The sequence below is a fragment of the Pseudodesulfovibrio piezophilus C1TLV30 genome (assembly GCF_000341895.1).
In the GTDB taxonomy this organism is placed as follows: Bacteria; Desulfobacterota; Desulfovibrionia; order Desulfovibrionales; family Desulfovibrionaceae; genus Pseudodesulfovibrio; species Pseudodesulfovibrio piezophilus.
The window spans coordinates 603,927-616,247 of sequence record NC_020409.1 but is presented as its reverse complement, the minus strand read 5'-3'; the positions used below and the strand labels follow the sequence as shown (position 1 = coordinate 616,247).

General features: G+C 48.2%; 11 protein-coding genes. All 11 read right to left on the bottom strand.

Annotation, left to right across the window (positions count from 1 at the left end; genetic code table 11):
- Position 1: 1 nt before the first annotated feature.
- Entirely contained in the window at positions 2-952 is a 951-nt protein-coding gene (locus BN4_RS03030) for an RnfABCDGE type electron transport complex subunit D (RefSeq protein ID WP_015413879.1), read from the bottom strand.
- Complete coding sequence (locus BN4_RS03025; RefSeq protein ID WP_015413878.1) at positions 949-2,055, bottom strand: 4Fe-4S dicluster domain-containing protein; 1,107 nt, start codon at positions 2,053-2,055, stop codon at positions 949-951. The genes BN4_RS03030 and BN4_RS03025 overlap by 4 nt, the downstream gene beginning before the upstream one ends.
- 8 nt (positions 2,056-2,063) lie before the next feature.
- Positions 2,064-2,729, bottom strand: a complete 666-nt coding sequence (locus tag BN4_RS03020) for a cytochrome c3 family protein (protein WP_231856603.1) — start codon at positions 2,727-2,729, stop codon at positions 2,064-2,066.
- A gap of 198 nt (positions 2,730-2,927) precedes the next feature.
- On the bottom strand, positions 2,928-4,469 hold the full coding sequence (locus BN4_RS03015) for an SLC13 family permease (protein ID WP_015413877.1): 1,542 nt from the start codon (positions 4,467-4,469) through the stop codon (positions 2,928-2,930).
- A gap of 121 nt (positions 4,470-4,590) precedes the next feature.
- Complete coding sequence (locus BN4_RS03010; protein ID WP_015413876.1) at positions 4,591-5,913, bottom strand: malic enzyme-like NAD(P)-binding protein; 1,323 nt, start codon at positions 5,911-5,913, stop codon at positions 4,591-4,593.
- Between the two features lie 26 nt (positions 5,914-5,939).
- A complete protein-coding gene (locus tag BN4_RS03005) occupies positions 5,940-6,497 on the bottom strand; it encodes a Fe-S-containing hydro-lyase (protein ID WP_041720108.1) in 558 nt (185 codons plus the stop codon).
- The gene (locus BN4_RS03000; RefSeq protein WP_015413874.1) at positions 6,497-7,333 is read right to left on the bottom strand and encodes a fumarate hydratase; all 837 of its coding nucleotides are present in this window, start codon (positions 7,331-7,333) and stop codon (positions 6,497-6,499) included. The genes BN4_RS03005 and BN4_RS03000 overlap by 1 nt, the downstream gene beginning before the upstream one ends.
- 2 nt (positions 7,334-7,335) lie before the next feature.
- Positions 7,336-8,076, bottom strand: coding sequence for a fumarate reductase iron-sulfur subunit (locus BN4_RS02995; RefSeq protein ID WP_015413873.1), 741 nt, complete (start codon positions 8,074-8,076; stop codon positions 7,336-7,338).
- A gap of 24 nt (positions 8,077-8,100) precedes the next feature.
- Positions 8,101-9,981: a fumarate reductase flavoprotein subunit gene (locus BN4_RS02990; protein ID WP_015413872.1), complete on the bottom strand. Its 1,881-nt coding sequence runs from the start codon at positions 9,979-9,981 to the stop codon at positions 8,101-8,103.
- 13 nt (positions 9,982-9,994) lie between these two features.
- Positions 9,995-10,639 carry a hypothetical protein gene (locus tag BN4_RS02985; RefSeq protein ID WP_015413871.1) on the bottom strand — a complete coding sequence of 215 codons (645 nt, stop codon included), beginning with the start codon at positions 10,637-10,639 and terminating at the stop codon, positions 9,995-9,997.
- 332 nt (positions 10,640-10,971) lie between these two features.
- Positions 10,972-12,321: a sigma-54-dependent transcriptional regulator gene (locus tag BN4_RS02980; RefSeq protein WP_015413870.1), complete on the bottom strand. Its 1,350-nt coding sequence runs from the start codon at positions 12,319-12,321 to the stop codon at positions 10,972-10,974.

Here is a 12,321-nt window from a genome sequence, read left to right as displayed (position 1 = left end):
GTCACCTCACACCAAAGGGCCGGGGGCGAATTCGCTCGAAAACCGGAGTAAAAAGGTTTGCTATTAAAATGGCAAAAGGGACGCCATCCGGGTATGAACCATAAATTCGAATAAGAACAATCATTATCCCGATGAGTAAGCCGAAGAGGAGCATGGGGATTTGTCTGTTGGGTGAGGATGAACCATCGGTTGCGAGGAAAAAGGCTCCGAAAAGTGTTGATCCGGTCAGGAGGTGGAAGCCGGGTGTTGCGTAAATGTTTGGATTGAGCATGTTGAAGAGTCCAGCGGTGATACAGACTCCGCCGATGACCCCCATTGGAATGATGGATGAAACATGCCTCTTAGCCACGAGGATAATGCCACCAAGCAAGATTCCGGCTATTTGAACAGCACCTAATCCCCCAAGCTGTTTGCCCAGAAAAAGTTGTTTTGTATCGGTTATCATGACCGAGTTCAGTCCGAAGTCCTTGAGTTGGGCCAGGGGGAATGTCAGGTCGGCAGAAAGCATGGAAGCATCAATATCCATGAAAGCAGGCCATGAGATTCGGCAAACCGCCCATCCGATGAGAGGAGCACAAAAAGGGCTTCCACCGAGGGGGCCAAAAATCATTTTTCCGAGAATTATGGAAGTGGCACTTCCAAAAGTGACAAGCCACCAAGGTGCTGATGCCGGTAAGAGGAATGCAAAGGATAATCCCACGATAAAGGCATGGAGATTCTCAAGTTCACTTTTACTTTCCATAAGCCAATGACAGAGAGCTTCTGTGAAAATTGCAGCACTCATAGAAAGACACATGACCCTAAGAGCTGGCATGCCATAGTTGGCTAGCCCCATGGTTGCTGCCGGAAGCATAGCCAGTAGAATGGCAAACATCCTGCCGCGTATTGAAGTGCCGTAATGACGATGGGGCGGGACAGATACTGTCAGATGAAATGGGATAATTGGCTTCATAGTGCTCCCTCCTCCCTGGATTTGACTGTACCAAGGGCCAATTCCTTTTTTGCTAAGCGTATATACTGGAGCATGGGGCGGTGTGCGATGCAAAAAAAGCCACAGAGTCCACATTCAAAACAAGTGTTTACAAATTCTTCGGCAGCTTTTTCATAGAGGCCAAATTCTGCATAGCTGGTAATCATGGCAGGATCGAGACGGGCGGGGCAGTGTCGGACACATTCTCCACACCCAACACAGGCCGCATCCAGTGCGATTGGGACAGGGGTTCGAATAAGTGTAATGGCATTGGTCTTTCGATCTACTCCTTGCGTCGCTGATGCCGCAGCTGCACCGCGCAGAGCGCCTCCTAGGACGATCCTGTCGTGATCAACTAATTTTTCTCCAAAATGTTCTAAAATGTCACCGACTGCCAAGCCAAGAGGGACAATGTGTGCTTCTTTACCAATTGTGACCATTGTTTCAAATAAAGGGAGTCCGGTTTCCATAATTCGGCCAATGTGGAATAGCGTTTCCAAGTCAACCACGAGTGTCTTTTCTGGTGATTCAATGCCGGTTACGGCTAAGGCTACCAGGGGATCAAGTCCTGCCGGGTATTGGTCCGAGATTTCGACGCAGAGGAGGTTTCCCAGTGAATTTGATGTGCCTTTGAGTGTTGCCATGACAGTCAGTTCTGGTTTGTAGAGGGTTTGAATGACTTCAAGTCCACATTCAAGAGGGGCTTGAGACGTAACCAGAAGTTCCTTACGAGTCAGAACACCAATTTCTGCATCAACGCTATTGATGATAAGAGTCTCGACCTCGGCTATGGGAGGAATGTCGGCTCCAAGTTCAAGAAGTTTTTTATAGAGTTGCTGTCCTTTGAATTTATTGAGATCAGTAAAATCTACTTCTTCGTTACCTTCGGCTGTTATACGGATACGGAATGAATCAAGATGGCTGACTCGCCCTGCCACGGGTGAATGGATATCACCCATGCCTTGGATTGAAGAGGTCGCCAACCTTTGCCCTCGTTTGACGGTTTGCCCACATGTCACCAGGGGACAATATTGCATCAGGGTGAATTCCGCCTGTTTAATTGGAAGGATATCTTGGATATTCATTGTTCTGATTACCTACTAATGTGGCATTTGTTGCAATCGTCGGGACCATATGGGCCAGCTCCTTCTTTTTCGTGACAGGAGAGGCATTGATCATGAAATGCATTCATACGTGGAAGAACCAATTCTCGTGCTTCGGCTTCATGGCATGAATTGCAGGATGTATAGTCTCCTTCATATTTGGTCATATCCACTTGGACATGGCATGATTTGCAGCTTGATAATCCAGTCTCAAACATATCCTCATGACAATTTGCACAGCTTTGATGTCCTGCTTGTCGCATACTGATCAGTCCATTGATATCATGGGACTTATGGCAGTGAGAACATCGCTGAGGGGTGGGTTCTATTTCTTTGCCATGGTGACAATCAGAGCAGTCGTCAGCATATTCTTTGTGTTCTTCGTGATTAAAGATAACTTCGGCAAATTCAGTATGATGGCATCGGACACAGTATGTTTCATCTGGAAAGGAATCCATGTGACTGGCAATGAATTCTTCATTAAATTCATTCGGGTGACAGGAGCCACAATGTAACGCAGTGTCATCTTGTGAGAGAGGTTTCTGTTTTTTGTCATGATGACATGTGGCACAATCTATTTTGTAATCCCGGTGGTGTATCAGGTGGGAGAATATGACTTTCCCCCCATTGTTTTCAAAAAGTATCCGTACTGGCATGTGTTGTGTTTTTCCTGGATGAACGTAGCCGAAAATAGCTACCACCAAGAGAAGAACAGCTACCAATATGATCGGAATTATCTTCGATTTTGAGCGCATCTTTCCTCTCCGCCGTAAGATTACGGCAGCTCAAGTAATAAAATTGATGACCGGGGGCTGAACCTACGGGCGACCGGTTGGTCGCCCGTAGGCAGGATATTATTTAGGCATGACAGCCCAATCCGGTACGACATTGAGGTCTACACCCCAGATGACGGGCAGGAAGTATACGACAAATGCCGTGATTAGAATGGTTCCAAGGATATTCAACCATAAACCGGCTTTTGCCATTTGTTTGATTGAAACACATCCACTGCCGAAGACAACGGCATTTGGAGGGGTGGCAACCGGGAGCATGAAGGCAAATGATGCAGCGACACAAGCTCCGACGATTGTAGCGTATGGATGGACTCCCATGGCAATGGCTGCACTTCCCATGATTGGGACAAGCAGAGTTGCCGTAGCGGTATTTGAAGTTATTTCCGTCAGGAAGATAGTGATCAAGACAACAACAGCCACAAAAATGAGAATACTTGTTCCTTCTAAAGCTCCAAGTTGAGAAGCTATATAGGAGGCAAGTCCTGTCTTTGCAAAACCGTTAGCAATGGCAAGACCTCCACCAAAGAGCAAGATGACATCCCAAGGGATTTTGACTGCTGTTTTCCAATCCAGAAGGAATTCACCTTTTTTGAAGTTTGTAGGCAGAGCGAACAGAATCAAGGCACCAAGGATACCGATTGTTGCATCATGGATGTACCCGAAGTGGGGCATGGCATCGATGATGAAAGGAACTTTTTTGAGAAAGCCACGTGCCAACCAGAATACGGCGACAAAGCAGCCTACGATTACAATTTTCTTTTCTTCTGATGACATGGGACCAAGTTTCTTGACTTCATCATTAATAATCTTGTCCCCACCGGCAATTTGCATGCTTCCCATGGGGAAGAGCCATTTCGTCAATATAAACCAGGACAAAAGGACCATAATGGTGGCAAGAGGAACTCCGAAGAGCATCCATTGGCCGAATCCTATTTCAACACCAAACATTTTTTCGACCATACCTGCCATGACTGTGTTTGGTGGAGTACCAATGATAGTGCCGACTCCACCCATGGAGGCTGCATACGCGATACCCAGCATGAGGCATTTTCCAAAGTTCGCTTCCGGCCCGGTATTGGTGCTGGAACGGAGATCACTGGATTCAAAGCCTGTTGCCTGTTGGATGACAGCCATTCCGATAGGGACCATCATCATTGTGGTCGCGGTATTGGAGACCCACATGGACAGAAAGGCCGTGGCGACCATGAATCCCATGATCATTCGTCCGGGGCTGGTGCCTATTGCACGGATAGTGTAGAGGGCGACACGTCTGTGCAGATTCCATCGTTCCATAGTCACAGCCAGGAAAAAACCACCCATGAAAAGATAAATAAGATGGTTGGCGTAAGGAGCGGTCGCGGCCGCAGATTTCATGATCCCGAGCAGGGGGAACATGGCGATAGGGAGGAGCGATGTCGCAGGAATGGGAATCGCTTCGGTGATCCACCAGATGGCCATGAGAGCAGTGACGGCTGCTACCCGCCATGCTTCGACTTTCATGCCTTCCGGAGCCGGAATGATGAGCATTAAGACAAAGATGACGGGGCCTAAAATAAACCCGATGATTTTGCCATTTCCGCTCTCTGCAGCTTGAGCACTCATTGTTTTTCCTCTCTTGTCTTGCGGTGTTCATCACCGCGTGTTGGACAGCAATCCCAGTGCTGGCTCCCTGAGGTCTTCAGGGCCGGGCAGGGCCGCAACTCCCCGCCCGGAAGGATTGATGCTAAATCCCAAGGTCGTATGAATCCACAAAGGAACTCACTCGTTTCGTGGAGTCAGCAATGCGTTGACGCAACTCTTTCCGATATTCATCAAGATTGAGTTGCTTTCGTGCAATGCCAGCCTCCATGGCGGCCTTGGCCACTGCCACGGAAACATATTCGATCAGACGAAGGTCAAGCGCTTTGGGGATGACATAGTCACGACCGAATTCAAGTTTATCGACGCCATAAGCATCGCATACGGATTGAGGAGCCTCTTCCTTGGCCAGGTCTGCAAGGGCTTGGGCTGCCGCTAGCTTCATTTCCTCCGTAATGGCAGTTGCTCCGCAATCAAGCGCTCCACGGAAAATAAAAGGGAATCCAAGTACATTGTTGACTTGATTTGGATAGTCGGAGCGACCTGTGCCCATGATGCAATCCGGGCGGGCCTCCTTGGCGTCGTTGTATGTTATTTCCGGATCAGGGTTGGCGCAGGCAAATATGATCGGGCAATTGTCACTCATGGATTTGACCATGTCTTTGGACACCATGTCCTTGACAGATAAGCCGAGGAAGCAGTCCGCACCAACCATGGCTTCAGCAAGAGATCCATACTCGATATCCGTAGCATATTGTTGTTTGAATTTATTCAAGTCAGTGCGAGACTTGTTAATATGTCCACGTGAATCAAACATGGCAATATTTTCAGGTTTGACTCCCATGTTTCGGTATAGATTGGTGCATGCAATGGCCGAGGCCCCTGCGCCTGAGACGACAACCCGAAGGTCCTGAGCTTTTTTTCCTGAAATTTCCACGGCATTCATCATGCCTGCGGCAGTCACAATAGCTGTGCCGTGCTGATCGTCATGGAAGACAGGAATGTTCATTTCCTTTTTTAAAGTCTCCTCAATGTAGAAGCATTCCGGAGATTTGATATCTTCGAGATTGATACCACCAAAAGTCGGTTCCATTGATTTTGCAATTTCAATGAGTTTGTCAGGATCGGTCACATCGAGGTTGATGTCATAGCAGTCAACGTCGGCAAAGACCTTGAAGAGCACACCTTTGCCTTCCATAACCGGTTTGCCCGCTGCTGCGCCGATATTTCCCAATCCAAGAACCGCTGTTCCATTGGAAATAACTGCAACCAGATTGCCTCGTGCAGTATACTCATAGGATTTTGTCTCATCTTCAGCGATTTCAAGGCAGGCTTCAGCCACACCAGGGCTGTATGCCATGGATAAGTGTTTTTGTGTTGCGCAAGGTTTGACTGGGACAACTTCGATTTTCCCCTTTCTCCCCATGGAGTGGTAATCGAGAGCTTCCTGTTTGGTAAATAAAGCCATTTCTATCTCCTTGTAGTTAGATTTTGTTATTCAATGCCTGCAGCTTTGCGATCCGGGACGGCATAAAGCTCCCCGCCATGAGAGTCATTGATGACAAGAAGTGGAAAGTCTTTGACTTTCATCTCACGAATAGCTTCGGGACCGAGTTCGTCAAATGCAATAACAGTGGATTTGACGATGGAATTCGAGAGAAGAGCACCAGCTCCACCCGTTGCGCCAAAATAAACTGCAGTATGATTCTGCATGGCTTGACGGGTTTCATCGTTGCGCTTTCCTTTTCCAATGGTCGCTTTCAGTCCAAGGCTGTGCAATCTTGGCGCATAGGAATCCATTCGGTAGCTCGTGGTAGGACCGGCAGCACCGATTGGTCGGCCAGGGGGAGCCGGACTTGGTCCGACATAATACACTGCTGCGCCTTCCAGCTTGAATGGCAATTCTTTATCTTCATCCAGTAGATCTATGAGTTTTTTGTGAGCGGCATCTCGCGCGGAATAGATGTATCCGCTCAAGAACACGACATCTCCGGCTTTGAGTTGTTTGATATCTTCATCCGTCAATGGAGTTGTGAGTTTGTATTCAGCCATTAGAGTTCGACCTCCTCGTGCCTCTGAGAGTGACACTGTACATTGACTGCAAGTGGCAAACTCGCCAAGTGACAGGGTTCGATGGCCAGTTTGACGCTCAGAACGGTTGTCTTGCCGCCAAGCCCCATGGGTCCGATCCCCAATTTGTTGATAGAATCTTCGAGTTCTTTTTCTTTGGCTGCGATTTCAGGGTCAGGATGAGTGTCATCAAGTCGACGTATTAACGATTTCTTCGCTATTTTAGCCGCATGATCGAATGTTCCTCCTATTCCAATGCCTATAATAGTGGGAGGGCATGGATTAGGACCTGCTTCAGCTACACGGTTGATGACAAATTGTTTGATGCCTTCCCAGCCTTGGGCTGGGGCGAGCATTGTGGCGCGGCTCATATTTTCTGCTCCACCGCCTTTGGCCATATATATGATTTTGAGCTTGTCCCCAGGAACAAAATCATAGTGGATGACTGCCGGGGTTCCATCTCCCGTATTGACACGAGTCAATGGGTCGCAGGCGGATTTACGAAGATAACCTTCTGCATATCCTTTGCGTGTACCTTCATTGATCGCGTCTCGGATATTGCCATCAATACGAACTTCATCTCCGATTTCAACGAAGTAGACAGCAAGTCCACAGTCTTGGCACAAAGGCAGTAGAGTCTCTTTGGAGAGGTCTGCATTCTCCAGTAATTGACGAAGCACTTCCTTGGCAGATGCACTTGTTTCCTCAGCCATGGCCTGTTCGAGCTTGGCGCGGACATCGTCCGGAAGTTCGGTGTTGGCCTTGATGCACATGGAAGCCACTGCATCAATGATTTCAGATGGATTGATAGTGCGCATAATTACTTCTTTTTAAATATGTCTTTGAGTGCCGTAATACCCATTTTACGACGAAGGAATCCCAGTTGGTTCTGCAAGGGCAAGCCTTTTGGGCAAACATCTTCACAGGCCAACAGGCCCATGCAGCCGAATATTCCTTCATCACTTCCAATGACTTCATAATATTCTCTGTCAGTGCGTTCATCTCGAGGATCCACCACAAAACGGGCAACTCGATTGAGAGCAGCTGCCCCCATGAAATCGTCACGAAGACGTGCTGTTCCACATGCCGAGACGCAGCAACCGCATTCTATACAGCGCTCCAGCTCATAAATGTCTTCAGCTATGGCGTTGTCCATGCGTTCCTCTTCCGCAGTTGGATCGAAGACTTTCCTGGTGTGAATCCAGGATTCTGTCTTTTCATACATAGTGCGGAACCAGACGCCGGTGTCGACGGAAAGGTCTCCTATCAGCTTGTACACTGGAAGCGGGTGAAGGATGATGTGGCCTGGTTGGTCTTTGGTTTTGGTTTGACAGGCCAGCCCTGGACGTCCGTTGATAACCATGGCGCATGCACCACATATTCCTGCTCTGCAACAGAAGTCGAAGACAAGACTCGGGTCCTGTTCTTCGCGTAGTCTATTCAGTGCTATGAACAGGGTCATATTCGGGGTTTCGTCAAGGGAGTATGTTTGCATACGCGGGATATCCCCCTTTTTTTGGGGATTATACCGGAATATCTCGAATTTTATTTGTCTACCCATGATGGATTCCTTTTTTAAACCGGGTTACTTCTTTTTGCCGATTTCGGTCACAGGGCTTTTTACAGTTCGATCAGTGACATATTTCTCGTCAGCTGGAATGATCGTTCCACCGCCGTAACCGCGGTCGCCCGGAGGCAATTCGAAAACAGGAGTGGTATCTTCATAGACAAATTCCGGCATGTCCGAGCCTTCTCGCCAGTAAGCCAGAGTACGATTAAGCCAGTCTTTGTCATTGCGATCAGGGAAGTCTTCCCGATTATGGGAACCGCGAGATTCGTTTCGTTGCAGGGCAGCTTGAGCGATACACATGGCAAGCTTAACCTGACCTTCTATTTTGAGAGTTGCGGCGAGTTCGTGGTTTGGACCCTCTCCACTGGATACAAGGCCGACTTTGCGAGATTTTTCCAGGGTTCCTTGCAGGGTCGCCACGCATTCTTCAAGCCCCTGCTGATTTCTGAAAACGAAACAGCCTTTCATAAGAGCTTCCTGCATCTCATTACGAACGTCATAGACGTTGAGTTTCCCCTTGCGGCCGTGGATCACATCGTGAATTCGTTCTTTCTGCTGTTTGACTGCGCTGTTAATGCAGGCCGTATCAAACTTGGTCTCGTAACCTTCAAGGAATTCGACAATCTTTGCGCCGATGATTCCTCCAGCTACGACGGTCTCAGCGAGTGAGTTTCCCCCCAGACGGTTGAATCCGTGCATATCCCAACAGGCTGCTTCTCCGGCAGAGAACAAACCTGTCAGGCCGTAGACTGCTCCATCTTTATTCGTTCGGATGCCAGCCATGGTATAGTGCTGCGTGGGGCGGACCGGGATTAACTCCGTACGGGGATCAACCCCGAGGAAGTGATGGCAGATTTCATCAACTTCTCGGAGTTTTGTGGAGATGTGTTTGTCTCCAAGATGGCGGATATCAAGCCAGAGATGCTCTCCGTATGGACTCTTGACCCCTTTGCCTTCGCGCATGTGGTGTGTCATCCATCGAGAGACAACATCGCGTGATGCAAGCTCTGCTTTATCCGGTTCATAGATGTGCATGAACCGTTCTTCGTTGCAATCCAGCAGAGTTCCTCCATCGCCTCGACATCCTTCAGTCACAAGAATATCCGTTGGGACAATTCCTGTTGGGTGAAATTGAATGGATTCAGGGTTTCCTATGGGGACCAAACCGGTATCGTGAGCGAGGATATGTCCTCCTCCATCGCAGATAACAGCATTGGTTGTGGCTTTGTAGATGCGGCCAAAACCGCCGGTGCAAATGGTTGTTGCCTTGGCCAAAAAAACTTCCAGTTCGCCAGTGCGCAGACATCGAACCACGGCTCCCATGCATGATTCTCCGTTATGAATAAGGGCGATGGCTTCTTTTTTGTCAAAGACATCAATGCCCAATTCTGCACACCGATTGTCCATGGTGCACATAACGGCATGGCCAGTTCCGTCTGAAGTGTAGCAGGTTCGCCATTTGGCGGTCCCACCGAATGAGCGGGCAGTTATGAGTCCTTCATTTTCTTCTTTTTCAAATTTTTCGAATTTTTCTCCGCCTTTGAAATAGAAGGACTGTCCGGGAACTACGCGATTCCATGGGACCCCCCAGTGCGCTAAGCGACGCATTTCAATGGGAGCGGCATCAGCAAAAAGCCTGGCGACTTCCTGGTCACATCCCCAATCAGAACCTTTGACAGTATCTATGAAGTGGATGTCGGGTCCATCTCCTTCACCTTTGGCACAGTTGCCTAAAGCTGCCTGCATTCCACCTTGTGCTGCGGATGAATGAGAACGTCTTGCCGGAACGATGGAAAGGCAGGTGGCTTTGAATCCCTTTTGGGCCGCTTCACAGGCTACACGCTCTCCGGCCAGCCCGGCACCAATGACGAGCAGATCTGAATAGTAAGTTTGCATAGAATGAACCTCGTTAGCCTAACGTTACAAAGCGAATCAGGGTAATGACACCGATGACCATGAAAATGGTGAACAGGGTCTTTTCGAATTTCTTGAACCCTTTTCGCTGGTCTGATTTCACGAAGCCCCATTTCACGGCAATGCGGTAGAAACCGACACTGACGTGAAGCTCCACACATGGAAGGAGAATCATGTAAAAAATAAACCACCAAAACTGTTGCATTCTGGCAGCTGATTTCGCGGCTGTAATAGGAAGATCATTGAGAACAACCCACATGTGTATCGCTCCCAAAATAAGAATGATCATGGCTGTTCCAGCCTGGATAACCCAGAGCCATGTATCTTTGTGCTTGAGCATCTTTGCATGTGCCCAGATAGTTGTTTGTCCTTCAACTCGGAAAGGTATCTTGCGCGCTGCGAGTATAAAATGGACCAAAAAGGTCAGAAAAATAAGTGGGCCGCCTACTTGGGCCATAAATGTAGCCTCAAAAAAATTGGCGATGGCATTCATGATGCTTGGCGAGATCACCACAGAAGAGACGAGCAGCATGTGACACCACATGAAGAGAATCAGACTTGCTCCGGTCAGCATCTGAAGCCAGTCGAGACCGGCGTCGATACGGGACGCACCCGGGACTGATGTCGTGTAGGTTTTCATCTTAGGTTCACCTGTTGTTCTTGATTTATATGATACTGGCGACGCCAGGGCCTCATGCTTGATGTGAGTGCGTCGTCTGGCGGACGCAACAAAAGCGGCGAGAGCAAATAGATCACATTCGGATTTTGGCGTGCTTCAGACACCCTATGCATTTCCAAACCTCCTCCTTAAATGAAATTGGATCGCAACGAGTGACAAATAAGCAACAGGTGTGCCATGGGATTACATTTTGTAATCCACTGTAAAATAGACGTTTATTTTTTGAAGAGAAGTGATATCGGCGGTTTTCTGCTTATAGTATATATAATCATAAGCAAAAAACCGCCGATGTGTTATTCAGGTCTTTTCAGATTGTACTTGACCATTTTTTCATTAAGGGTGCGACGGGGTATTCTCAGATCGGTAATGACGCTTTTGATATTTCCATCATTGCGTATGAGAGACTCTTGAATGAGATGCCTTTCAAAAAGGGTGACTTGATCCTTGAGGGATACTGCCGACTCTCTTCGGTCAACTACCTTACATGATAGGAGCTTGGGAATTCGTTCTTCTGCCGGAAGCGAAGAGAGAATGTATCGTTCAGCAAGGCTTTTGAGTTGACGGACATTGCCGGGCCATTCGTAGCCCATCAAGGCCGATATACTGCCAGGTCCTGGAGGATCGACTGTTTTGCCATATGTGTCAGCTGCCCTTTCCAGAAAAAAAGAGAAAAGAAGGGGGATATCTTCCTTCCGGTCTCTGAGTGGCGGAACCATCATTTCTACTGTGTTAATTCGAAAATATAAGTCCTCTCTGAGACGTCCCTCATCAATTGCCTTTCGTGGGGGTTCATTCATGGCGGAGATCAGCCTGAAGTCTACAGAGTGGGACGTGTTAGCTCCAAGAGGAGTAATTTCTCTGACTTCGAGGGCACGGAGGAGTTTTCCCTGAACATCCATTGGCATGGAGTTCAGTTCGTCCAGGAAAAGCGTTCCTCCATTGGCGGCTTCAAGCTTTCCTATTCGTTTGCCTTGTGCCCCAGTGAAAGCTCCCCCTACATGGCCAAAAAGCTCACTTTCCGCCATATTGACAGAAATAGTAGCGCAGTTGAGTGCCAGGTAAGGGCCATTTTTCAGTGAACTCATATTATGGATGGCGCGGGCAATAACCTCTTTCCCCGTACCGGTTTCTCCCAAGATCAGAATGTTGGCTACTGTCGGAGCTATATGCCCAATTTCTTTTTTAAGGGACCGCATCAGAGGACTCGTTCCGACCAAGCGGGAATCGATATCCTCGCAGCCTTCCAGGGCTTTTTTTAGTCGTCGATTTTCTAGAATAAGGCTTCTTTTTTCTTGAGCACGTTTGATGGTTTCGACGATTCTTTCGGGGTCAAATGGTTTTTCCACAAAATCATATGCACCACCTTGAATGGCGCTCACAGCCATGGCAATATCACCATGCCCCGTGAACAGGACAACCGGTATATCCGGATCAATGGATGCAATCTTTTTTTGAAAGGCGAGTCCATCTAGGCCGGGCATTTTGACATCCGAAAGGACAATGCCGTCATAATCGCTTTCTATGTGGTGCAGCGCGGTTTGGGCGTCACCAAAGTCTTTGACTATAAAGTCCGAAAGTTCAAGCCACTGACGGGCTGAATCGCGAACAGACTGTTCATCATCTACCAGAATAACATGCCGCAT

Coding starts and splice junctions, on each gene's coding strand:
- BN4_RS03015 (WP_015413877.1), bottom strand. CDS start 4,469: ATGAGTGCTCAAGCTGCAGAGAGCGGAAATGGCAAAATCATCGGGTTT.
- BN4_RS03010 (WP_015413876.1), bottom strand. CDS start 5,913: ATGGCTTTATTTACCAAACAGGAAGCTCTCGATTACCACTCCATGGGG.
- BN4_RS03030 (WP_015413879.1), bottom strand. CDS start 952: ATGAAGCCAATTATCCCATTTCATCTGACAGTATCTGTCCCGCCCCAT.
- BN4_RS03000 (WP_015413874.1), bottom strand. CDS start 7,333: ATGCGCACTATCAATCCATCTGAAATCATTGATGCAGTGGCTTCCATG.
- BN4_RS03025 (WP_015413878.1), bottom strand. CDS start 2,055: ATGAATATCCAAGATATCCTTCCAATTAAACAGGCGGAATTCACCCTG.
- BN4_RS02990 (WP_015413872.1), bottom strand. CDS start 9,981: ATGCAAACTTACTATTCAGATCTGCTCGTCATTGGTGCCGGGCTGGCC.
- BN4_RS02980 (WP_015413870.1), bottom strand. CDS start 12,321: ATGCGGCATGTTATTCTGGTAGATGATGAACAGTCTGTTCGCGATTCA.
- BN4_RS03005 (WP_041720108.1), bottom strand. CDS start 6,497: ATGGCTGAATACAAACTCACAACTCCATTGACGGATGAAGATATCAAA.
- BN4_RS03020 (WP_231856603.1), bottom strand. CDS start 2,729: ATGCCAGTACGGATACTTTTTGAAAACAATGGGGGGAAAGTCATATTC.
- BN4_RS02985 (WP_015413871.1), bottom strand. CDS start 10,639: ATGAAAACCTACACGACATCAGTCCCGGGTGCGTCCCGTATCGACGCC.
- BN4_RS02995 (WP_015413873.1), bottom strand. CDS start 8,076: ATGGGTAGACAAATAAAATTCGAGATATTCCGGTATAATCCCCAAAAA.